General features: G+C 59.0%; 21 protein-coding genes and 2 pseudogenes. 3 read left to right on the top strand and 20 right to left on the bottom strand.

The genetic code is table 11. The annotated features are described in order from the left end of the window. Positions 1-67: 67 nt before the first annotated feature. Positions 68-1,411, top strand: a complete 1,344-nt coding sequence (locus E5678_RS03400; protein ID WP_168708479.1) for an FAD-binding oxidoreductase — start codon at positions 68-70, stop codon at positions 1,409-1,411. A 33-nt stretch (positions 1,412-1,444) separates the two neighbouring features. Here the strand turns inward: E5678_RS03400 and E5678_RS22570 are convergent. The 15 genes and pseudogenes from E5678_RS22570 to E5678_RS03335 all read right to left on the bottom strand — a co-directional run. After that, positions 1,445-1,621, bottom strand: a pseudogene (locus E5678_RS22570) (transposase); the annotation flags it as partial. Between the two features lie 166 nt (positions 1,622-1,787). Next, positions 1,788-2,408 carry an ANTAR domain-containing protein gene (locus E5678_RS03395; RefSeq protein ID WP_348770365.1) on the bottom strand — a complete coding sequence of 207 codons (621 nt, stop codon included), beginning with the start codon at positions 2,406-2,408 and terminating at the stop codon, positions 1,788-1,790. A gap of 10 nt (positions 2,409-2,418) precedes the next feature. Further along, a complete protein-coding gene (locus E5678_RS03390; protein WP_136177219.1) occupies positions 2,419-3,573 on the bottom strand; it encodes a transporter substrate-binding domain-containing protein in 1,155 nt (384 codons plus the stop codon). Between the two features lie 78 nt (positions 3,574-3,651). Then, positions 3,652-5,694, bottom strand: coding sequence for a VWA domain-containing protein (locus E5678_RS03385; protein ID WP_136177218.1), 2,043 nt, complete (start codon positions 5,692-5,694; stop codon positions 3,652-3,654). 16 nt (positions 5,695-5,710) lie between these two features. Then, entirely contained in the window at positions 5,711-6,517 is an 807-nt protein-coding gene (locus E5678_RS03380; RefSeq protein ID WP_136180611.1) for a CbbQ/NirQ/NorQ/GpvN family protein, read from the bottom strand. A gap of 69 nt (positions 6,518-6,586) precedes the next feature. Then, positions 6,587-7,624: an aliphatic amidase gene (locus tag E5678_RS03375; RefSeq protein WP_136177217.1), complete on the bottom strand. Its 1,038-nt coding sequence runs from the start codon at positions 7,622-7,624 to the stop codon at positions 6,587-6,589. A gap of 115 nt (positions 7,625-7,739) precedes the next feature. Then, on the bottom strand, positions 7,740-7,865 hold the full coding sequence (locus tag E5678_RS22775; protein WP_281728092.1) for a hypothetical protein: 126 nt from the start codon (positions 7,863-7,865) through the stop codon (positions 7,740-7,742). A gap of 40 nt (positions 7,866-7,905) precedes the next feature. Next, a complete protein-coding gene (locus tag E5678_RS03370) occupies positions 7,906-8,706 on the bottom strand; it encodes a nickel permease (protein ID WP_136177216.1) in 801 nt (266 codons plus the stop codon). Positions 8,707-8,733: 27 nt separating this feature from the next. Further along, positions 8,734-9,714, bottom strand: coding sequence for a GTP-binding protein (locus tag E5678_RS03365; protein ID WP_136177215.1), 981 nt, complete (start codon positions 9,712-9,714; stop codon positions 8,734-8,736). Further along, positions 9,711-10,190 carry a DUF1636 domain-containing protein gene (locus E5678_RS03360; protein ID WP_136177214.1) on the bottom strand — a complete coding sequence of 160 codons (480 nt, stop codon included), beginning with the start codon at positions 10,188-10,190 and terminating at the stop codon, positions 9,711-9,713. The genes E5678_RS03365 and E5678_RS03360 overlap by 4 nt, the downstream gene beginning before the upstream one ends. Before the next feature lies 1 nt (position 10,191). After that, positions 10,192-12,219 (bottom strand): VWA domain-containing protein, encoded by a 2,028-nt coding sequence (locus tag E5678_RS03355; protein WP_136177213.1) that lies wholly within the window; start codon positions 12,217-12,219, stop codon positions 10,192-10,194. Continuing rightward, a complete protein-coding gene (locus tag E5678_RS03350; protein WP_136177212.1) occupies positions 12,219-13,034 on the bottom strand; it encodes a CbbQ/NirQ/NorQ/GpvN family protein in 816 nt (271 codons plus the stop codon). The genes E5678_RS03355 and E5678_RS03350 overlap by 1 nt, the downstream gene beginning before the upstream one ends. A gap of 98 nt (positions 13,035-13,132) precedes the next feature. Next, positions 13,133-14,821 carry a hypothetical protein gene (locus tag E5678_RS03345; RefSeq protein ID WP_210731977.1) on the bottom strand — a complete coding sequence of 563 codons (1,689 nt, stop codon included), beginning with the start codon at positions 14,819-14,821 and terminating at the stop codon, positions 13,133-13,135. 115 nt (positions 14,822-14,936) lie between these two features. Next, positions 14,937-15,263, bottom strand: coding sequence for a hypothetical protein (locus E5678_RS03340; protein ID WP_136177211.1), 327 nt, complete (start codon positions 15,261-15,263; stop codon positions 14,937-14,939). Positions 15,264-15,313: 50 nt separating this feature from the next. After that, positions 15,314-16,858, bottom strand: coding sequence for a tubulin-like doman-containing protein (locus E5678_RS03335; protein WP_168708478.1), 1,545 nt, complete (start codon positions 16,856-16,858; stop codon positions 15,314-15,316). Between the two features lie 20 nt (positions 16,859-16,878). On the opposite strand from E5678_RS03335, the gene E5678_RS22445 reads away from it, so the two are divergent. After that, positions 16,879-17,100, top strand: coding sequence for a hypothetical protein (locus E5678_RS22445; protein ID WP_210731976.1), 222 nt, complete (start codon positions 16,879-16,881; stop codon positions 17,098-17,100). Positions 17,101-17,325: 225 nt separating this feature from the next. On the opposite strand, the gene E5678_RS03325 is transcribed toward E5678_RS22445, so the two are convergent. Continuing rightward, positions 17,326-17,547 carry a hypothetical protein gene (locus E5678_RS03325; RefSeq protein WP_136177208.1) on the bottom strand — a complete coding sequence of 74 codons (222 nt, stop codon included), beginning with the start codon at positions 17,545-17,547 and terminating at the stop codon, positions 17,326-17,328. Positions 17,548-18,987: 1,440 nt separating this feature from the next. On the opposite strand from E5678_RS03325, the gene E5678_RS22565 reads away from it, so the two are divergent. Then, positions 18,988-20,460, top strand: coding sequence for a site-specific integrase (locus E5678_RS22565; RefSeq protein WP_136177206.1), 1,473 nt, complete (start codon positions 18,988-18,990; stop codon positions 20,458-20,460). Positions 20,461-20,513: 53 nt separating this feature from the next. Here the strand turns inward: E5678_RS22565 and E5678_RS22770 are convergent. The 4 genes and pseudogenes from E5678_RS22770 to E5678_RS03295 all read right to left on the bottom strand — a co-directional run. Then, positions 20,514-20,678, bottom strand: a pseudogene (locus E5678_RS22770) (nucleotidyl transferase AbiEii/AbiGii toxin family protein); the annotation flags it as partial. Continuing rightward, on the bottom strand, positions 20,675-21,280 hold the full coding sequence (locus E5678_RS03305) for a type IV toxin-antitoxin system AbiEi family antitoxin domain-containing protein (RefSeq protein WP_136177205.1): 606 nt from the start codon (positions 21,278-21,280) through the stop codon (positions 20,675-20,677). The pseudogene E5678_RS22770 and the gene E5678_RS03305, both read right to left, overlap by 4 nt. Positions 21,281-21,695: 415 nt before the next feature. Continuing rightward, entirely contained in the window at positions 21,696-22,178 is a 483-nt protein-coding gene (locus tag E5678_RS03300; protein ID WP_247596901.1) for a toxin-activating lysine-acyltransferase, read from the bottom strand. Further along, positions 22,175-23,605, bottom strand: coding sequence for a TolC family outer membrane protein (locus E5678_RS03295; protein WP_247596992.1), 1,431 nt, complete (start codon positions 23,603-23,605; stop codon positions 22,175-22,177). The genes E5678_RS03300 and E5678_RS03295 overlap by 4 nt, the downstream gene beginning before the upstream one ends.

Here is a 23,605-nt window from a genome sequence, read left to right as displayed (position 1 = left end):
CGCCAGCATGGCGACATGTGGGCTTCACGCCCTGGTCGGTGACCGCGGCCTACTGCCAGCTGTCGACATGACCGCCTACGAACAAGGCGCACGCTACGGCCAAGGTCAGGCACTCGGCGTGGTGCGCCCTGCCAGTGTGAAAGAAGTACAGGCCGTGGTGCGCTGGTGCTCCGAAAATGGTATCCGCCTAGTGCCCCAGGGGGCCAACACCGGCTTGGTGGGATCGAGCACGCCCGATGCCAGTGGCACTCAGGTGGTGTTGTCCACCAGCCGACTACGCGGTCTGTGTGAGGTGGATGTGGCCAACCGCAGCGTGACCGTCGATGCAGGGGTGACATTACAGGAGCTAAACGATCAATTGGAGCCGCACGGCCTATGGTTCCCCATTGATTTGGGGGCCAACCCCACGGTGGGCGGTATGGTCGCAACCAACACCGGTGGTACACGGCTGATCCGCTACGGCGACGTTCGCCACAACCTGCTTGCTTTGCAGGCAGTACTGTTGTCGCCAGCCGGAGAATTGATCAACATGGGCCGTGCCCTGCGCAAGGACAACACAGGTCCGGATCTCAAGCAACTGTTTGTCGGCAGTTCAGGAGCTGGCGCTATTCTGACGCGTGCAACACTGGAAGTTCATGTACGTCCCACCCAGTCGGCCACCGCCCTCGTGGTGCCCACATCCGATGACGCCGTGCTGCAACTACTTCAGGCGCTAGAGCATGATTTAGGGGACTACCTGAGTGCGTTTGAAGGCCTGTCCGGCAACGCGATGCAGGCGGCAATCGATCATGTGCCCGGTCTGCGCAACCCGCTTTCGCCCGATCCGGTCCCTGAATTTGCAGTCCTGATTGAGTTGGAAACGGCCAGCAACAAGGCTTATACCGGTGTGGATCTACAGGAATCCCTCAATAGTTTTCTCCAAGACCAGTTCGAGCAAACAATAGAAAATGCGGTGATTGGCAACGGCCACGAGCTTTGGAAGCTGCGACACAGCATCAGTGAAGGAGCGCGAGCGTTGGGAAAACCCATTGCTTTTGATGTCTCCGTCCCGCGATCTCAGATCATGGCGTTTCGCCGTGCGGCGCGCGAGCTGATTGAAGCGGAGTTTCCATTCCTTCACGTGGTTGACTTCGGCCACATCGCCGACGGAGGCGTTCACCTGAATGTGATCTGGAGCAGTGATTCCGAGCAAACATACGACGAAGCTGTGGTCACGAAGCTGCGCGACCGAATCTATGCAATGGTGGTACAGGAATTTGCCGGCAGCTTCAGTGCCGAACATGGTGTGGGCCCACACAATATCTCCTACTACCAGCGCTACACCCCACAAACCGCTCGCCAGTTGGCGCGGGGGCTGCGCCAACTGGTCGACCCAATGCAGCTGTGCGGAACGGTGAGTTTTGGTCCTTAGTCGGAGACTTAGATCTACACAGCCTGCGTGGAGTAGACGCTGGACATCTGAGACCAGCATACCGCCGAACTTGGCCCGCCACTTGTAAGACGTCGCGTCGCTGAATCCGGCGGTGCAGCACAGGTCCTTGAGCAGCATCCCGGCCTAGGCCAGCCGTAGGAACCCGATGATCTTCGCTTCGGTATATCTGCTCCTCTTTATATCCGTCATTCCCCTGGTGGTTGACGAACTACACCAACTTCAGCTTGATACGGCCGTTGGGGGCGGGTCACCTTCGGATATATCTCGCCTGCAGAAGCTGAGGAAACTCGCCGGTCAAACCACCACAGTGGTGGTTTGACTTAAACCAACCGGCCGCCACGAAAACCTGGCCAGTTCAGGGTGGATCAATTCCCAGGATTTCGTTGGCGTTGACAATGGCTGCGGCGATGTCTTCTGTACTCACCCGTTTGCTCATGGCCCTTTCTCTGATCAGGTTGTACGCAGCGGCCTCGGTGATTTGTCGCGTGCGCGCAAGGATGCTCTTGGCATCGGCAACCTGGCGCACACCCAACAACTTGGCTTCGAGCTTTTGCGCGCGGCGACGCAGATTTTTTCGATCTCCATGCAACCCGCGTGCAACCACCAGTGCTGACAGTAAGCCGAATGAGCGGATCGGAGACGGCAGTACGGCTTGGGCGCCGATTCGAAGGACCATTTCAACAATGGTTGGGTTCTCATACGTCACGATGGCAATGATGGTGGGAGCATCGTCCCCTTTGAGCCACTCGAATCCGGTGGTGGTGCTCTCCGGCTGCACAGCCAAGAACAACACATCGATACCTTCGGGCAGCGCAGCCGGTGGTGGCCAAAAGGCTTGAGCTTGGCATCCGATTCGCTGCAACTGTTGGGCAAGTAGCCTCCCATCGTCATCGTCCGGATGAATGATTCCAACCTTGAGTGAGCGAAGCTCCTTTACAAGCGGAGGTGTTGCCCGCACCACCCGTCGTTTGGTCACGTTCTCCAATTTACCAGCCCACCGAGCTCGGTGATTGCGTCCAGTCACCAAAGGAATGCGTGACCATATAGGGGTCGGGTTGCACCGGTCGGGTGGCCTCGCGAACAATGGTGAACTGGCCTTCTGCGTTTGCCACGCCGATACGCGGATACAGTGACGTGTGGTGATTTGTGGGATCGATGCGCACCCGACCCTGAGGTGCATCGAACTCGCTTCCCAGGATGTGGGGCAGGATCCGACCTATTTCATCGCTCCCTGCCCTGCGAAATGCATTGGCGTAGATATGCATCTGGAAATACGTGGATTCCCAGCACATGTTTGGCACACAGATGGCATTGGACTGGCGGCGGTAGCGCTCGAGGCAACGGGCATTTGCGTCCGAATTTACCGACTGGAAGTAAGGCGCAGAGGTGAAGTGCCCCTTCGCAACATCGCTCCCCATCTGCGATATTTCCGTCTCCGAGGTGGTCAGGCTGGCGATAGGCATGGTCGCTGGATCAAAGCCCGCGTCAGCATATGCCCGGTAGAGGTTGGCAGTAGCGTCACCCACGACAGTCGAAAAAATAAAGTCGGGCTGCTTGTTGCGAACATCGGTCATGATCTTTTGAAAATCCTTTTCCGAGGCGTCGAGCTTCACGTACCGCTCCGCGACCTTCCTGCTGTTGGGAAGCTTCAGAGTCAGGTCACTCACAATGCGGTTGGACTCATATGGATAGATGTAGTTGGATCCGATCATGTAGACGGACGCACCAAAATTCGACGTCATGAACTCGACCAGCTGGACACTGTTCTGGTTAGGCGCCGCTCCCGTGTAGATGATGTTGTTGGAGAACTCGAATCCCTCGTACAGGGTGGAATAGAAAAGAAGTTTGTTCCATTTTTCGACGATCGGCAATACCGCCTTTCGACTGCTGGACATGTAACAGCCGAATATGACGTTGACCTTGTCCTCAACGATAAGTCGCTCGGCAAGCGTTGCATAGACAGCGGGGGTGGACCGGGAGTCGTACCGCACGGGCACGATCTCGCGTCCGTCAATGCCGCCAGCTTGGTTGATCTCGTCAATGGCCAGTAAAGAGCCCTGTATCTGCGAGCAGCCGATCGTCGAGATCACTCCGGTTTCTGGGTAGAGAATGCCAACACGTATCGGATCCTTGTTTGCCACAGTTGCTAACCTTTCGTCATCGATGTAGCGACTTGACGCTACATGACAGCCTATTGTTGATAATTTGTGAGATTGGTTTCATGGTACCGCTAGTCGGCCATACAGAGCGGACAAATGGGCAGGTAAACGATGCGGATCATCAACAATGCGGTAGTTGTTCCACCCGAAAATGTTGCGCACATACGGTTCAGCCTGGGGATCCAGCGCCGCACAAAAGACCTGCACACCAGACCGCCTGCCTTCGTGAACTGCCGCGCGGGCATCCTCGATCAGATACTGCGGCTCGTGGACATCCACATCAGACGGTGCTCCATCACCAATAATCAGAATCGCGCGATGATCGGTGCGTTCATGCGCGAGTCGGGCAGTCGCATGTCGCAATGCCGCTCCCATACGGGTCGAATAGCGACCCGGCACTGAGCGAATCATGCTGATTGCGTTCGCATCGAGCGCTGCGCCGAATTCCAGCAAAGGGTAATAGTTCACCTCGGCGCGGGTGTTCGAGGAGAACCCGTGCACGGCAATTCGGTCATTGCTCTGCACGACCGACTGCGCCAGCAGCAGTGCCGCCTTCTTTTCGATGTCCAGGATGGACTCCATTCTGGCGCCCACACAATCGTTCGTCGACTCTGACAAGTCGAGCAGAACCAGGACGCTCGACTGCTGATCTTCGCTCCCCGCGCGCATGAAAAGGCGCAGGTCCGGAGTCAAGTCCATGCGCTTGTCGATCATCACTTCGATCGCCGCATTCAGATCGATGTCATCGCCCTCCCACTGACGCCTAAGGCGCCGTGCTCGGCTCACGCGCCGCGCGTGAGGCAGCGGAACCAATGCTGGCGTAGCAGAAGCCGCCTTGTCGCGGACTGGCAGGGGACGCATACCCGGCAAGGTCGGCCGCTTTTCGATGACGGTGCACCAATCGGTGCGCATGAGCGAAGACCGACGGTCCCATTCGGGATAGCTGTAGCGTCCCAGTTCGATCTCTGTCGCCGGCACAACACTGGGGGAGGCATCCACCGAGGCCTGTCCCTGCTGCTGTTCCGGCGCCTGCACTTGCAGGTCCAGCGGCTCAGGTGGGGAGGGGTCGACGTCCTCGAAATTCCAGAGAAAGCTGTTGTCGTCTCGGTAAGCTTCAGGAACTACATACTGCTGCGCACGAAACGGAACCCGCATCTGCCCGAGGTCATTGGCCAGTATGGAAGCCAGTTGGCGAAACTCGGCATAGTTGTGAAGGTCTGCCGCTTGTTCCTCGAACAGTCGACGCGCCTTGTTCACCCAGTAGTTGTCATCCTGGTAGTGCGGATCCATCAACGCCAGGTTCATGCGCCCGATCAACGCTGAAAACTCCAACCCCTGCGGCTTGACGCCACGCCTCAGAATTGGCAGAAACCATGCCCGCACCCCCGGGTAATCGCGAATCAGCAAGCGCTCAACACGGGCATCCTCGATAGCGGAGACCACCGCGACACTCATGGGTTTCAACGTATTGCTGGGCTGGTTTGGCGTCGAGTACAGCAAGTGGGCGACTGCATGCGCGACAGCTGCTCTATAGATAGGATAGCGGTCCTGACCATCCAAAGCGGTGTAATCGTCTGGCAAAAACAAATGGCCAGCGGTCAGAATGGGTCGCAAGGGCAAGCCGTTCAGCGCAGTCTGATGGCGCGGCAGAAGTTGCAGTTCGACCTCTGCAAGGCCCGTGAGCAAAAGCGCCAGGGACGGCAGTGACGCGGCCAGATCGCCCGCACCAGCCTCCCCGTGCAGCGCCTCGACCGCGCGTGGGTCTTCCAGCCGAAAGTAGGCCCTCTGACGCACCTGTTCGCCTGGGTACATTCGCAGTCCTGTCAGTATCCAGCGCCCAAAACCCTCGGCACCAACGATTGACAAAAGTCTGTTGAGAGAGTCGACCACCGCCAGCGTACACACAGGGTCTTCTTCACCGAGCGCCTCGAGCCAATGCAGAATGGCGCCGATCTGTTCGGCGCTGTAGCTGTCGGCAAGTTGGGCAATCTGGCCATCGAACGTGTCTGCCAGCTGGCTGAGACCCCCGTCATGCCAGCGCTCTCGAACCCCCGACCATTGCTGCTGCGGCTTCAGCGTTTCAAGGCAGTCCTCTTCCGTCATTGTCGGGGCTCAATCATTATTCGAAGTAGGCTTCAACGAAACCCCGCAGCGCCATGGCCATGTCAGGGTCGTCGGTGAGCGCCAGCGTCATTGTCATGTCGCAGCTTTCCCTGGGATCGACGCCAGAGCGAATCAACACACCGGCATAGATCAGCATGCGCGTGGAAATGCCCTCATCCAGACCATGGTTCTTCAACGCCCTCGACCTGTTCGCAATGCCAACCAGGCGAACGGCAAGGTCCATCGAGATCGCGGCTTCGTGCGCAACGACTTCTGCTTCAACCACCTCGTCGGGGTAATCGAATTTCAGCGCAGCGAAACGCTGACGCGTCGAGGATTTCATATCCTTGCTTCGACTCTGGTAGCCCGGGTTGTATGAAACCACCAGCTGAAAATCGGGATGGGCATGAACCACCTCCGCCTTCTTTTCGAGCGGAAGAATGCGACGCGCATCGGTCAGTGGATGAATCACGACCGTTGTGTCCTGCCGCGCCTCGACCACCTCGTCCAGGTAACAGATCGCGCCGTGGCGAACGGCGAGCGTCAGTGGACCGTCGTGCCACGTGGTGCCCTGCGCATCGAGCAGGTAGCGCCCGATGAGATCAGAGGCCGTCATGTCTTCATTGCAGGCCAGCGTCACCAAAGGGCGGCCGAGTTTCCAGGCCATGTATTCGACGAACCGTGTCTTGCCACAGCCGGTAGGGCCCTTGATGATCAAGGGCAAGCGATGGGTATACGCATGTTCATACAGAGCAACCTCATTGCCTGCCGATCGGTAGAACGGCTCGGCCTGAAGCCGATAAGCATCTAGCTTGGAATCCATGTACATCAATCCTGTCAATGCGGACGGGTGCTGCCCCAAGCATGTCACCCGCCCAGGTTGCAACAACGTTCAGCGGTGTTTGGCCGCCTCGTTTGGAATGCCTTCAATGGGGCATTCAGGCGTGCCCGGTGTCTCGCGCGTCAATCCCTCGACCATCTTGCGGGTGCCTTCCGGATCATTGATCCACTTGCCGTAAAACTCGAACGGGCAAGCCGCGGCGCCATTGATGTCTTCGCCGGAATTGATCTTGCCGGTGTAGCCGCGATGGAGCAACTTGTACAAATGGTTATTCGACTGCGAATTCTTCCGTGCGTCGCGGATCAGGCTCATGGACAACTCGGCATACTGGATGCCCATGTCCTCCGTACCGCATTCGCCCATGGTGCGGCCGTCAAAGCCGACGATGGCCGAGTGACCGAAATAGGAGTACACACCGTCAAAGCCTGTGGCATTCGCCACGGCGACATAGACGTTGTTCATCCAGGCCATTGTTTTGGAAACCATGACTTGCTGCTCCTGCGAGGGGTACATGTAACCCTGACTGCGGACGATCAGCTCGGCTCCACGCATGGCGCAATCACGCCAGATTTCCGGATAATTTCCGTCGTCGCAGATGATCAGGCTGATCTTCATGCCCTTGGGTCCTTCGGAGACATAAGTGCAGTCGCCGGGATACCAGCCCTCGATCGGTGTCCATGGCATGATCTTCCGGTACTTCTGGACGATCTCGCCTTTGTTGTTCATGAGGATCAGCGTGTTGTACGGCGCCTTGTTCGGATGCTCCTCGTGTCGCTCACCGGTCAGCGAAAACACACCCCATACGTTGGCCTTTCGACATGCCTCGGCGAAGATGTCAGTCTCTGGGCCAGGGATCGTTACCGCTGTCTCGTACATCTCTTTCGGGTCGTACATGATGCCGTGGGTGGAGTACTCCGGGAAAACCACCAGGTCCATGCCAGGCAGGCCTTGTTTCATGCCGACGAGCATCTCGGCAACATTGCGCGCGTTGGCAAGGACTTCGGCCTTGGTATGCAGTCGCGGCATTTTGTAGTTGACTACGGCTACACCGACGCAATCGTTGCTGCTTGAAATATCACCATGTCGCATTACTTACTCCTAGTTTGATTAAAACCCTGCCTCGACGGTCAGGAATGAACGGACTCACTCAAATTCCGTATTGCGTATGCCGACCGCCCGTGCCATGCCGGAACGATCGATCACCTCAAAAAAATGCGGACTGACCGGCGGTCAGGCCAAACACGGCCACCCTTTCGCCCTTGACGAGATCCGCCGCAACGCATCGCCTGGAAGGCACGTCCGAGATGTAGTCGCCTTGCTTGATGTTCATGACGTTCTCCGGTGATTGGATTGGGTCAGCTGTCGTCAGATCAGACGAATTTCAGTCTGCTTCGATAGGTCCAGGCCCACATCACGAACACGACAGCGAGCAGCAAAGCACCGGCCATCGAGTAGCCGAACTCGCCGAGTTCGATTGCGGGCACGATTTCCTTGCCGATGTTGTAAGCAGCCACGCTGTACGAGAGTGCGACGATCAGCCAGCCGAGGGTGCGCCGATAGCGCCGGCCGGCAGCTTCGCCGTCGGCTCGCCGAACGATGTGGCACAACAGGCGTCCGTCCACCGTGTCGGTGATGATCATGCCCAGCGTGAACACCAGCCCCGCGCCCATGGCTGCCTGAATTCCGCCGTTGTTGGTTGCAACATAACCCCAGGCCGATGCCTGGGTGGCGGTGTCGAATACGGAGGCGAACAGGACGCCAATGAGCACGATCGCCAGAGGGTTCGACTTGTTGCGCAGCCTGCGCGGGATGAGTCGCATCTTCCAGCCGGTTGGCTGATAGGCTTGGCCAGGAATCAGCAGTTGGCGCAGATTGAGCGTGCCCACCAGCAACAGCAGCAAGGTGGGAACCCACCCGAAAACCGTGACAACGGTATCGGGCACATGGATGCCACGGCTGAGCTGATTGACGCCCACGGCGATAGCCGTGACGAGCAGTCCATGACCGAGGGCGAACAGGGTACCAACCCAGGGCGCAAGCTTTTGATTGTTGTCCAGCGTGCTCCATGTCAGTCCGTCAATGCAGGCGATGTGATCCGGGTCAAGCCCGTGCCGCAGGCCAAGCACAAACATCAACACGATGCCGGAGAATGAAATGAGATCGGCGTTCATGGTTACCTTTCGAGTTGATTGACGATTTCAGCGAACGAGACAGGCAGTGAGGCCTGCTTGCAAGGCATCGCGATCGAGATTGCGGCCGATCACAACGTATTCGGTGCCGCGCGTCTCGCTCGGCTCCCAGTCGGTAAAGCGGCTCATCGTGGTGAGCATGCGAACACTCTGGAAGACAATGCGCTGGTTGAAGCCCTGGGCATTGAACACCCCCTTGGTGCGCAGTAGATCGCCACCCTGCTCTTGCAGCAGCGGTGTGATCCAGGCCATGAAACGGTTCATGTCTATCGGTTGCGGCTCGCGCAGCACGATGGAAGTCACGGCCTCATCGTGCTCGTGATCGAGGTCGCTCAGGAACGTGGGGTCCACCTGTAGCTTGGCCTCAAGCTGGAAGGCGTTGGTGTCAAGGATCTTCGCCAGGTCGACCACGCCTTGCTCCGTACGGTGCATGCGCGCCAGCGGATTGAGCAACCGTATACGGCGTTCTATTGCCGCGATGGCTTCGTCCGACACCAGGTCACTCTTGTTGACGAGGATGATGTCGGCAAACGCGACCTGCTCCTGTGCTTCGTGGCTTTGTTCGAGGTTCTGCTCGATGTTCACGGCATCGACAACGGTGACGAAGGAGTCGAGCCGTGTGCCTTCGCGCACCCCGTCGGCCACGAAGAAGGTTGACGCCACCGGGGCCGGATCCGCCAGTCCCGTGGTTTCAATCAGAATCGCATCCAGCCTATCGGCGCGCTGCAGCAGTTTGTTGATGGTCTCCACCAGATCACCGCGTACGGTGCAGCACAGGCAGCCATTGTTGAATTCGATGAGCTCCTCGTTTTCGTCTTTGACGATCAGTTGACCATCGATGCTGACCTCGCCGAACTCGTTGACGATCACAGCCACCTTGCGACCATGCTGCTCGCTCAGCACATGGTTGAGCACGGTGGTCTTGCCCGAGCCGAGAAAGCCGGTGATCACGGTGACCGGTATCTTGGTATTGGGTGTTGAAGTATTCATGGTGCGGTGTTCCTCGGGTTGGACAAAGGTAAGGGCGGCATACGGCCCAGCAGGCGGTTTCGCAGCAAGGGTGGTCGTTGGAGACGACCAAGCACAGAACCAGACTGCTGACCCAGCAGCAGCGCGCAATCGAGAATGGCGGCGGCGTGTTCGCGTGTGGGTTCAAGACCACCGAGCAGGTAGGCGAACTTCCCGGGCGCGCCGATGCCTGCCGTGCAGCCTTGGTCGCAGCTGCCAAGGCATTCGACCGACCGCACCATCACCTGGTCGGCAGCAGGGTGTGTGTTGTGCAGAAGGCCGACCAGATCAAACAGCTCTCGGCCGTCGGTGGTCATCGTCGCTGAAACGCCAGGCTCGAGCGACATGCGGCAAGTGATGCAGACGAACAAGGTGGCCGGTGCCGCTGCACAGTCCTGAGGCGTACCGACGCCCATGGTGGCGGCATTCTCGGCGTTGTTGGAAGTGTCAGAGGTCATGTCATTGCGCAATCAGTTTGGCCAGTGCCTGGCCGGCGGCATCGGAATAGGTTGCGGCCTGGTCGGCAATCAGGTAATTGCGCCCACCAAAGATGCGCCGCACATAGCCGTCGGCCTGTCGATCCAGCGTCAGGCAAAACGTTTCGACGCCACTGGCAGAGGCGGTAGCGACGGCGTGGCGCGCGTCTTCAACCAGATAGTCATCCTCGAAAACATCGATATCCGACGGCTCGCCATCGGTCAGCAACAGGATCAACTTGCGCTCGGCTGTCTCGGCTGCCAGTGCCTCGCTCGCATGGCGCAAGGCCGCGCCCATGCGGGTAGACAAGCGGCCCTCTTGCGCTTTCAACTGCGCTTGCTGCGCAGGACCGAACGGCTCGTCGAAATCTTTGATTCGGACGTAATGCACTTCTTGACGCCCATTCGACGAGAAGCCATGCACCGCGACACGGTCGCGCGAGGCATCCAGCGACCCGGCCACCAATGTTGCAGCGCGCTTCTCGATATCGAGCACACTGGTGAAGCTGCCGGGTACGAAGCGCGTGGTGGATACGGACAAGTCCATCAACAGCACGATGGCGGTCGACCTGCGCCGGCGACCATGGCGCATGAAAATGCGCGGGTCGGGTGTCAGTCCGCCAGCGCGCTGCACAAAGCTGTCGACGGTTGCATCGAGATCGAGCTCATCGCCCTCGTGCAGGCGCTTCAGTCGCACGGATCGATCCGGTATGTGTGCCAGTGCATTGAAGCGAAGCGGGCTGCGGCGTGCGGACGCGGTCGAATGGCGTCGCGAGGATTCGCGTGGGTTCGGCACGGCCGCCTCGATGACGGTCGCCCAGTCTTCGCGCAGCATTTCAAGCTTGTAGTCCCACTCCGGGTGTTGCCGCCGCCGACGCACGTCGATCTCGACGGTGAGCAGCGGATCCAATGGTTCTTTCTGTGGTTCACGCGACGCCAGGAGTTCGCGCTCCAAGCTATTGACTTCGTCGTCTGATTCCAACGCATTGAGGTTCCACAGCAGGGCGTTGTCATCGCGGTAGGCCGGCACAACGCGGTAGCGCTCGGCGTCGAATGGCAGTCGCATCTTCGTGCACTCGACCGCCAGGCGCCGGCCGATGGGTGCAAATGCAGCAACGTCGTGCAGGTCGGCCGCAGCCTCTTCGAACATCTGCCGTCCCAGCAGCACCCAGGGGTTGCTGTCGGCATACGCTGGTTCGTGCAATGCATGTGCCAGCCTTGCGGCCAGCCCGTTCAAATCAAAGCCGACGCTGAGGCGGGTCGCCACATGGAATTCGCCCCACAGCGCGTGGAGGCCCGGGTATTGACGCAGCATCAGTCGTTCGACACGCGCGTCTTCAATGAGTGCCAGCATCGCCAGAAGCATCGGGTGTCGATTGCCAGCAGGCCTCTGGCGTGGCGAATACTGCAAGTGTGCTGCGGCATGCGCCATGGCGGCGCGGTAGAGCCGATCTCGTGTGTCGACACCCCCTTCGCCGACACCAGACCAGCGCCTCGGCACCAGCAGCACATCATCGCCCACGGTCACCCGCGTTGGCGCCGCCTGTCCGCGCTGCGGTGCATGCAATTCGAGCCGGAAATCCGGGAAACCGAAACCGGCAAGGTAGTGCTGCAGTGCCGCGCGGCGGGCAAGAATGTGATCGGCATCGCTCTGGGCACCCGGATCGGCAAAGCTCAATGGGTCACCGGTCTCAAAATGCTGCAGCCGCTTGGCCGGCGAGGTGCTGTGGCGCTGCAAGCCGTCAAAGGCCCATCGACGCAGCGCCGTTACGCTCACGGGATCTGGCACCAGTCCATCAAGGCGCGCGATCAACGCCAGCGTGCCAGCGGGCTCTTCGGTACCGGTCTGGCACAGCAGATCGACCAAGGCTTCCAGCTCATCTTCGTCGGCGTGCTCCGCGAGCGCCGGCAGAACAGCGCGCAGCGCAGTGTGGATCGCTTCGTCGATACCACGCAACACGGCCAGTCGCCGCGCCAACGGTGGGGTCGATGGAGCTGCGGAGGTGTTCATCAGGCTTTCGGCCCGAACTGGGCTTCGACGAAGCCGTTGAGAGCCGCCATCAGGTCGCGGTCGTCGGTTACGGGCGCGGCCATCGCCAAACGGCACGCGTCGTGCACGTCGATATGTTCAGCGATCAGGTGTGCGGCGTGAATCAGCATGCGCGTAGAGATGCCCTCATCAAGCCCACGCCCACGCAGTGCGCGCGATTGCTGCGCGACGGCAACCAGCTTGGCCGCCGTATCGTGCGGTACGCCCCCCTCGTGCACCACCACTTCGGTCTCGACGTCAGCTGCGGGGAAGTCGAAGTCGATCGCGCCGAAGCGCTGTTTGGTCGAGGGCTTCATATCCTTGGCTGCGCTCTGATAGCCAGGGTTATAGGAAACAACCAGTCGGAAGTCAGGGTGAGCCCGCACCGCCTCGCCACGCCTGTCCAGCGGCAGCAGGCGACGGTCGTCGGTCAATGGGTGGATCACCACGGTGGTGTCCTGGCGCGCCTCGACGAACTCGTCCAGGTAACACATTGCGCCATACCTCACGGCCAACGTGAGCGGACCGTCGTGCCAGACGGTGCCTTGCGCATCGAGCAGAAAACGACCGACCAGGTCAGACGCGGTCATGTCTTCGTTGCAGGCAATCGTGATCAATGGCAGCTTCAGCCGCCAGGCCATGTGCTCGACAAAGCGAGTCTTGCCACAGCCAGTAGGGCCTTTCAGCATCATTGGCAGGCCACGCGAGCAGGCTGCCTCGAACAATGCCACCTCACTGCCCGCAGCGCGGTAGTACGGTTCACTGTCGATCAGGTACGGGCGAATCGCGTCATCCATGGGACTACCAATCAAAAAACTCTGTTTGCACGAAAGTAAATATCGGGCCTGGGCGACCCACACACATGGGTCGCCCAACCCCTTGACACCCAGCCCGCTTAAGCGTGCGCCTTGGCGAGCTTCTTCGCGTCACCGCCCGGTGTCTTGACCACGGTCTTGGTCATCATGTCGATGGCCTCCTCCAGAATCACCTTGCGGTTCGGTGGCGGCAACTTGTCACCACGGAGCTGGTCGTAAGGCACCACGACCCAGCACGCGCAACCCCAGATGCACTCGCCGGCCATGCCTTCGAAGCGGATGGCTGGCTCGGACAACATCGGTCCGATATCGATCAACCAGGCGTGCTCGTTGAGCTTGTCTTCCCAGGTCATCTTGTCGTAGGTCTTCTGGGATTCCCAGAACGCATTCAGGTCGGTTTTTGCCACGCCCGGGAGGATGGCGATGGCGTAGGCCGTCAGAGCGTCGAAGAACTCATGGTTCTCGGTCTGGTAGGTCGAGTCACCTTCCAGCAGGTACTGCTTGGTGACCAGGTCTCTCATGCCCTTGCTGATCAGGTCGAAACCCATGTCGCGCGAGGCGTACACATGAACCTCGGCATAGTCGGTCTGGAATCCGTCCCTCAGGCCGCTGTACTTGGGCACGAAGTCAATCCACTGAGCAAGCACAGCATCCCACTTCGAACCCGCTTCGCCCGGCAGAACCTGCACGCCAGGGTGGGTCAGTTTGGCGACGTCGAACAGCGTCCAGTTGCGTGATTTCGCCGAGAGGGTTTCGTGCGGTGCACCGGTGAAGCCAGCCGGACGCATCGCCTTGAACAGCACCCGACCGCTGTCGAGAACGGCAAAACGCATGAAAGAGTCGGCAGTGAATCGGTTGGTCACCATCTGCTTGAAGTTCTGCCGGACCTCCTTCTCACCGGTCTTGGTGTAAGCGGTCAGGCGCTGCCAGCTCTGCTCAGGGTTGACGACAAAAAATCCGCCGGTGAACGGGCTGCGGTACAGGTCACCCCAGACTGTCGTGACGCCGGCATTCTTGTCGTCATCGAGCATGCAGTCGAGGTCGTTCAGCGTCGTGTATTGCGTAGCGTTGTTGTGGTATTCGGCTGGATCGCCGCTGTGGCTGAGCTGACCCACACCAATGACCGGAATGCGTCGGCCGAGCTTGACGTTCGACAGGTGGCGTGCGAGGTCAACCACCATGCCGCTGCCGGTGCCGCCTGCCATGCCGAAGCAAACCATCACCATGGAAGGCAGGGTCGCCGCCTCGACCTGGTCGACAAAGTTGCGCAAGGCAACGTCCATCGGCCGCTCACCAGCGTAATAGGCGTTGGCGTAGATGCCCTTGGCCACCGCGCGCGGGAAATGGTTGCCGGCCTTCGGCAATTCGTACTTGTGCGGCACATACGACTCGAAGTTCGGGTTCCAGTAGTAACGCGGGTATTCGATCTTCAGAAACTCACGGGTGCGGTTCATGCCTTCGAAAAATTCGTCTCGCTCCGGCACCGGCATCGCGATCGCCTGAAACTGGAAGCGCTCGGCCGGGATGCCACGCGATTCCAGACGTTTCTTGAACGAGTTGGCGTAGTCAGTGACGATGCCCATGTCCTGATCGCCGATGTCGACCACCATGGCAGCGAAGGTCGCGCGCGGGTCCGTCAACAGGTCTTCGATTTCGCCTGTTCGTAACAACGCTTCTATATAGGCCATGCCTGTGCGGCCGATGCCGATAGCATGCAGACAGTGTGGCGCCTGCACGCCAGTGGCACTGTTGTAAAGGGAAGAGCTCATGACTTACTCCGATCGTTTAGTGGGTTGCGGTGAAGAAAGGGCGGACGCCCCGGTGGGATGGTGATTTGCAGGTCGTAACTGGAGAACTTCGCGCGTCGGTGATCCATCGTGTGGTTCAACAGCGAACGGAGAATGTTTCGGTGTAGTCGAGAAAGTCGAGATCCCGCAAGACGTGCGCGACCGAGGTGGCACGCTCATTGGCCACGTACAGCATGTAGTCTTCGACGAACAGGCCTGGGTCGCGGGAAATCGTGCCGTCCTCAATCAGCGCCACGCCTTTCTCGAGATTGACCCTGTGCAGCTTTGCGGTCCAGATCGGCGATTCGATGTGGATCGCTTCGTCATCGACCCGCGCAACTTTCAGAAACTTGCCTCCAGCAACGGTCGGAACCATGAAGCCATCGCCGTATTTGTCCTTAACTTTTGACCAGTCGAGTGGCATGTTGGTGCTCCTTAAAAATGAATAACCGTGTGGATTCGGGTTGCAGCGGTCTAGGCTGCGTCAGCCGTGGGGAACTCGCCACGCAGATCTGCGAACGGCACTGCGACCCAGTTCTGGCTCGCGCCTATGCCGGCCCCGGCCATGCCTTCAAAGCGTGTCGAGGGTTCGCACAGCAACACGCCCTGCTCAAGCAACAGCGCATGGCCAAGCAATCGCGCCTGTGGCGTGGCTGCCTCGTATGCGTCACGGGCGGCGAAAAACCAGCTCAGGTCGGTCTTGGCCACACGCGGCAGCGTGAATTGGGCGGAGCCCTCTCGGCCACCTTCAGCCGCATTCGGTGTGGCCTCGGGCGAGAACAGCGATTGCAGGGCCGTCGCCAGTGCCTGGGTGCTTGCATCCGCCGCACGGGCCACACGCAATTCGATGAATTCGGGTGTGTAGCCTGGCAATAGCCCGAGTTGTCCGGGAAGCTCCGGGTCCAGCGACAGCGGTTCTCCCGACAGATCGACGAAACCGCACAGATGCATCCACTGCGCTCCCCAGGGTGTGCGCGCCGCCGAGTGTTGTGTTGATGGTGCTGCCACCCAGTTCAACAGGCGCAAGACCTCCCACAAGTTGGCGCCATGGCGCAGCGTCAACAGCGCGGCCAGTTCTTCGTTTACGCGCTGATGCGTGGCCGCCAGGTCATGCACGCCTTGCCACACCGGTTCCTGCGGCACCATCAGAAAACCCGCGGTGAAGGGGTTCTTGTACAAGTCACCGCAAGAGCGAACCACACCCACATTCTTGGTCTCGTCGCAGAGGCAATCAAGTTCATTGAGCACCGGGTAAAGGTTGGCATCCGCTTGCCCGTCGGGGTCGCCATCGCAAGGTGCAATGCCAATGCCGGTAACCAGCACCCGGCGGCCAAAAATGCCATTTGACAGATGGCGCGCCAGATCGAGCGCAATGCCACTGCCCGTTCCACCGCCAAGTCCGAAGACGATGCACACCACCACATCGCCCTGCGTCGCTTCCACGCTCTTGGCAAAACGGCGGAGCGTCGCAGCCATCGGCCTGTCGCCGTCGTAATACGCTCGACCGTAGACAGCCTTCGCTACTGCGCGAGGCACTCGCTCACCCGCTTTTGGCAGCACCTGGTCGGCATCGAGCCAAGACTGATAGTCCGGATTCCAGTGGTACAGCGGGTACTCAAGTTTCAGGAAGTCGCGATACCGACCGAGCGAGTCCTGAAGTTCGGCAATCGGGGGCATCGGCAGTGACACCGTCTCGATTTGCGCCCGGTCGGCAGGGAAGCGCTGCGCCATGCCCTGTATGCGGCTCAGTGTTTCATCACTCTCGCCATTGCAATCGCCGATGTCGATTGCGAGCGCAGTGATGCGTGAACCGTCGGTCGCCAGCAAGTCGTCAGGGGCATCCCGCAGCATCTGCTCCACCACACGTGTGCCTGCGCCGCCAACGCCAATGACGTGCACGCCGTAGGGCAGTGTTGATGCGTCGGCGATGCGGTGCACACCACGGCGCAGTGCATCCAGTTTTCGCTGCTGAAGCTTGGCTTCGGTCGTGCCGATGGCGGGCGTTGGACGTCCCCGCATCAAGTCAATTCCCGCTGTCGATGTCATCTGCTGATCCTCTCTATGTGCAAAAAGGCACACGCTTTCAAAACAACCCACCAACCAAAACGATGCGCGTGGTCCAACAAAGCAAACCAACGATGCAATCCCCCCCTCAGGCGTTGCCAACCGTGGTATCTGAAGGTGACGCTACGCCGCAGCTGCCAGCACAATCCATCAAAAACTACGAAAAACAAACGAAAAAAAAAGCCCGAACCAAATAAATTGGTTCGGGCTTTTTTTGCCTTGCGGCTGACTGGCAATATTGGCAGTCAACTGCTAACTGTGAGGTGACAATTTCTTGTCGCTGGACGTATCCTACAACGGTGAGGCTGTGCTGTCGACAATATGTTCAAAAAACCTTCCTATCAGAGTTGACATCAGGACATCGGCTGCGAGCCTTGGCCTTCACCTGCGTCACTAGACAGTTTTCAACTACCTGCCCAGATTCACTCGAACTCGCATACGCCCTTCCAGATCATGAGCAGCCGTTGTGCAGCGGGCAGTTTTTTCAAGAAGGCCCGGTCCCGGACCCACAACTCCAGAGTGTTGGACGCAAACGGGCCGTAGTTGATCTGGGTGAGCCAGCTGCGCTGCCTGTCCAACTCGTCGGATCGCACCGTCTGGAACATCCAGAAATCCGATGAGGCCACGTCGAAGCGTGCACTCAAACAATCTTCACTCCATTGCCTGTGCAATCCGAAAATCCGCACACACTCCTTCTGCCCTGGTAGGTTGGGCCCCTCAGCACTAACCGACGGTGACAAGGCGGGATACCGACACACCTCCACGCGCACACCCAACAAGTTGAGGGTCTGCACGATGGTCCGCATGCTGCGTTCATTGGCGATCTCCGCCTTGACCCGCAACGACTGGGATCGCAGCTCCCGATGGCGCTCGGAACGGATAGGGAAACCTTTGCTTTCCTAGCTAGACAGCTATGAACTCCGACTTCGAAGTTGATAGAAGTCCATCGACCCTCGCGGGTAAAGAGCACCCTTTCCAAGTCAGGGACAGCGGTCGTTCAAAGTGATTTCGCAGCGACGTCTCTCCAAAGTCGGCTGTGTCTCTGAAACCGGTCATCGTTCCCGCAAGTCCCCATATTTTCTGATGACGGCTTCCGGGTACTGAGCGTGACGTCATGGTGCGCGAACTGGTGACGGCAATCGCTGCACTGCTGACCTTGGGCCGTCAAGCCGAAGGGCCGCAGAGTGTCGGCCAGAGGCAGTCGAGGCCGGTAATTCTGGGACGGCAGAAGCGGCCCGCCGTCGATGAAAATTCAAGCTTCCGATTCGCCATTGCCTTTGCAGTTGCGTCATACCCTGCCAATGCCGCGCCATTAACCGGTGCACATTGACTCGTCCGCCAACGATCCACCGCGCCCGACAAACCCGGCTGAAGCGCTGGCGCCACCTGCAGCGCCCCGACCAGACCGAACAGTAGGGCCCGGTAGCGCATCAGCAGGGGCAATTTCGGCTCTTGGTTGCGCCAGCCAAGATAGTTGGCAACGACCAGACGGATACATCACCAGATCGGCAGCAGCGCGCTTTCAACCGATACTGGGCATGTCAGGGCTCACCCTTCGGACGTTCTGACGTACACAACATGTTCTTGGCAGCAACACGTCCGCAAAATCTGTCGACAAAATGGGAATTCGACAACACGTTCATGTCGGCCTTCTCACAACAGAAGGCTGGCATCGTTGCTTGATCGCAACAAGCCGCTGCGATTCAGCCCACGGTGAATGGGAATCCCATTCGGCACTTCATTGGCTGAGCTCGAATGCCGGCACTTGGGCCACAGGCGCACACCTGTTTACCCCAACGTTTACCCCACGGACCGCGCAAAGAAAAACGGGTTAGCTCAAGAATGAGCTAACCCGTTGATTTTATTGGTCGGCGCGGCGGGATTCGAACTCGCTACCCCTTGCACCCCATCGGATTAAACGCGAAATCTTACGAAATCTCTTGGGATGCTATTGGACGAAGTTTATCTATATAAATCATATAGTTACAAACATTTTTTGTCTTTTAGCGTCTCACAAAATACACTGCAAGCGTTTCCTCGGTTTACCCCCCGGTTTACCCCCCAGTTTACCCCCCAGGACCTGTATGACGCGATATCCAAAGTCCGGAAAAGGCAAAAAGTGGACGGCGCTGGAGCTCAAGGCCGTGACCTCGGCATGGCGCGGTGACATGCTGAGCGACGGCGATGGACTGACCGGCGAAGTCCGGGTCGTCGGTGACCGGACCATCTCCATCCACTTCAAATTCGCTTTCAAATGGAACGCAAAAGTGGCCTGGCACTACTGCGGAACCTGGCCTGCCTTGTCCATGGAGCAGATCCGCCGACAACGCGATGAGGCCCGCGAAAGCATTCGCTCCGGCGTCAATCCCAAAGACAGCAGAAAAGCCGAACGCATCGAGAACCAGGCTGCGGTCGAGGCGACGCTTGCCCGCGCTGCGGCCGAAGAAAATTTGAACAAGCCTTTCAAGGAAATGTTTGACGCCTGGCTGGCTGACGGCGTTGCCCGCAAGGACGGCAACGCCGAACTGCGCCGCTCTTTCGAGAAGGACGTGCTGCCAATGCTGGGCGACAAACCAGTGAGGAGCATCACCGAGCACGACCTGCGAAAGGTCCTTCGGACCATGGTGTCCCGTGGCGTGAACCGCATGTCCGTGCGCGTGCACCAGGATCTGGTGCAGCTGTTCGCCTGGGCCGAAAAGCGCCAGCCATGGCGCGGTCATCTGATCGAGGGCAACCCGGCCGACCTGATCGAGATCCGCAAGATCGTGTCGAAGGACTTCGACATGGTCAACGAACGCGACCGCGTGCTGTCTGCCAAAGAGTTGCAGGAATTGCGGTCGATTTTTGAGAGGATGGAGGTGGATTACGTAGAAACTCCTGCTGGCCACAAGTACGAAGCGCAGCGCCCCCTAAAGCAGGAAACCCAGTTGGCGATCTGGATCTGCCTGGGCACGTTATGCCGCATCGGCGAACTCCTGATGTCACGCTGGCAAGACGTGGACATGGTGGGGCGCTACTGGACCATCCCAGTCGAGAACGTCAAAGGGCCGATGGGAAAGAAGCAGGGTCACCGGGTGTACCTTTCGGACTTCTCCCTGTGTCAGTTCCAGGCGCTCAAGGCCCTGACAGGAACATCGCCCTACTGCTTCCCAGCCAGGAACCACAAAGAGTCCACCCATGTTTGCGTCAAAACAGTATCCAAACAGGTGGGCGACCGGCAAATCCAGTTCAAGAACCGCAAAGACCTCTCACGCCGGGCCAATGACAACGCACTGGTGCTCAAGAGCGGCAGCCACCGCGAATGGACACCGCACGACATGCGGCGCACCGGCGCCACCATGATGCAGGCGCTGGGCATCCTGCCCGACATCATCGACCGCTGTCAGAACCACGTGATGGCCGGCAGCCGGGTGCGGCGGCACTACATGCACCACGAGTTCGCAGATGAAAAGAAAGCGGCCTGGGACAAGCTGGGGCAACGGATTGACGCCATCCTGGGGCAGATCAATCCGTCTTCGCCCGCAGCGCCCGCACTTGCGGCGACGCAGGAAGCCTGAAGCTGGCACAGAACTGAGGTCGTCGCGCTCTGCACGGTAATTGTCGTCAACCACTTCAGCAGGAAGCGAGCCGCGTGTGTTGACTGGGTCATCCGGTAGAGGATGCGCTCCAGCGCGAAGCGCACCAGCACCTGGTTGAAATCGACGCCCTGCCCCTTGGCCACGTTGAGCAGCCGTGCGCGGACAGATGCGGCGACATTCGGACCGGCAGTGCTCATCCGATGCTCTCCAGGTAGGGCCGCATCACGTTCGCGACACGGCAGACCTTGGCGTAGCGCCAGATCTCATCCACCGACGCCTTGTTCCTCGAACGAGCGTCCTTGAGTGCCTCAAGGGCCACATCGAGGCCGATTTTGTTTCGGTGCTTGAAACAGTCCGCCACCGTCTTGGCCACGCCGTAGACCCGCAGCCTGACACCGTCGCGTTCAACTTCTTCGACCCCTGCGGAGTAGGCCTCGCCCGTGAACTGCACCATCTTGATCGGCGGGTAGTCGATCCGGGGTGGGTGGCTACCGCGTGGCATAGCGACCCAGATCTGGCGCGGCAGTTGGGTGGTCAGCTCGTGATACTGCAGTGCGGTGAGCAGGCAGAACACGGCCTGTGGCACCTTTGCAGCGACTGTGCCAAGGCTCTCGAACTCAGACACTTGTGCATCCGGCAGGCGATAGAGGCCACGCCCGACCCGCTCCAGCAGCCCGGCGGCATTCAGCCGCGTGAGGACGACCCGTGGTGCATCGATAGCATCCAGATCGCTGGCACGCAAAAGTCCTCTCTGGGCAACCAGATCAAGGACACGCTGGGTATGGGTCACGGGGAGCATGCCGCAGTATGTTCCGTAATTTCGTCGAATGCAAACACTCGACGTAAAATTGGAACAAACAACCTCCGGGCGTGGCCCACTTAGGGTGATAGGCACAGGTTATGAAACTCGCGAACGTTCAGCCGTCACGTTCAAATGACTGAAACCAGCCCTGAAGGCATCTTTCAAGTGTCCAATCTCGGCTTTGCGGCAGTTGCTGGCGGTGGTATCCGAACAGCGGAGTCGCAGTCTGCGACAGAAAGCCGCCCACCGGGAGGTGCGTGGCCTCACAAGCCTGGTGACCGGTTTCAGGGGTACCGCAGCTTTTGGGGCATGCCTTTGCGGAACAGCATCCTGAACGACGGCAGCCCCTGATTAAGAACGCCTAAATCTATAAGTCAGTTGTCGGTCGCCCCCAACAACCGACGTCTTCCAGTCACAAAGGGGGCCAAGTCACAGCCTTACTTGGCTCGCCTGACGTGGGAGCCAACTGCTGAACGGCCTGCCCCGCCAACACCCCTTTGCGCAGCTCCTCCATCACCTTCGCAAGTCCGCCAAAGGGAGTGATCACATCGACCAGCCAAGTTTCATTCCCACTGTTCCAGTCGTTGAACGAGAGCTGGTGCGGAAGCGTGCGGTAGCGCTGTGCTGCCTCAGGAGACAAACGCGCCCAGGACACGTAGGCCAAAGGCGATTCATCGCGCATGTAGAGTTTTGCCTGATCCAGCATCAAGGCGGGTATCACCCGCCACTCCAGCTCACTGAGCAGCGTATGGCGCGTGTGGGCCTGCTGCATCATCAGCCAGGTCACAGGCCCCAGTAGCGGGAGCTTATGAAACATCTTTGAGGCTTGCCCTTTGGCAAAGTCAATGACCTTTTGCGCATCTTCGGCAGTCATGATGGGGGCGTTGTCTTTCACGGCTTTACTCTCCTAGGCTCATCGGCCTTGATACTTTCATTGGCGAAATCTGTCATCTCAAATTTGATTGGCTGTCCCGTGGGCGCCAACCAGGCGTTGATCTGATCGATGCTGTCGTCGGTCAATGACCCTGATGCCGCTTGAAGCCGAACCCATTGCATCACCGTATCTGCCCGCGCTTTGGCAAAGTCACGCTGAGCGGCAAAGTACTGGTTTTCTGCATTCAGCACATCGATGTTGATCCGGGTGCCGATTCTGTATCCCACTTTGCTGGCATCCAGCGCCTTTTTACTGGATGCAACGGCCGAAGTCAGGGCCCGAATCTGGGCTTGACCACTGCGAATGCCTGCATAGGCCAGGCGAACAGAAGTGGTCGCTCGCCGTTGTGCCGCATCCAGATCAGCTTGCACCTTGCTCAATTGGTAAGCACTTTCACGGGTGCGAAAGTACGATTGACCACCATCAAACAGACTCCAGTTCAAAGTCAATGCGGCCTGATGGGTACGCGTTCGATAGCCCACATCGGCGGGAGCGGTGACACTCCCTGTACTTCGGTCAGTCCCATTGTTGAGGGTGAGATCCACCGTGGGCAAGAACGCGGCCTTTTGCTGCAATAGACCCGCTTTGGCGACATCAACCGAGGCTTTTGCAAGGAGCACGTCGGGTTGCGCGTCATGCGAGAGATCGACCCATGCGGCCAACGGCTCACCAGTCAATCCTGGCAGCACAGCGTCTTCGGCAATGCCATGGAGCTGCTGAACAGGCCTCCCCAGAATCTGCTCGAGTTCAGCGAGACGTGCGTTCAAATCGTTCAGAGCACCGATAGACTGCGCCTCGGTGAGATCGAATTTGGCCTGTGCCTCGTAGACATCTGTGATCGTGGTCACACCGACTTCGTAATTCCGCTTCGCCAAACCCTGCTGAGCTTTGACACCCTCCAGTTGTCCGGCAGACACCCGAACACTCTCACTGGCTACCCACGCATCGAGATAGGCCTGCACCAATCTCATCGACAAATCCTGCTGCGCCCGCACAAATTCGGCTTCCGCTTGCGCCTCAAAAGCGTTTGCTTGACGCACAGCCGCCCACTGTTGAGGCCGCACGATCCCTTGCGTGAGTTGCCAGCCTTGGTTGCGTGACTCCACATCCTTTGCAACGGGTTCCTCATCCGCAAAATGGAGGGTTCCTTTTTGAGTCTGACGGCTGGTCGAATAACTCAACTGAGGCAGCAACGCACCCCAGGCCTGGGGCGATCGCTGACGCGCAGCATCCAGGGAATGGCGCGCAGCCAGAAACTCGGCGTCGTGCTCACGGGCCAGTGCATACAAATCCGAGAGGTTCTGACCCCAGGCTGTTCCTGCGGTTGCCACCGTGCAAACCAAAGCCCATGGAGCAAGCCGCCACGCCCATGGTCTGTGTCGAAACAT

Source organism: Hydrogenophaga sp. PAMC20947 (assembly GCF_004795855.1).
In the GTDB taxonomy this organism is placed as follows: domain Bacteria; phylum Pseudomonadota; class Gammaproteobacteria; order Burkholderiales; family Burkholderiaceae_C; genus Hydrogenophaga.
Note: the sequence above shows the minus strand (reverse complement) of the source record. Positions and strands in the feature narration are given on the sequence as shown.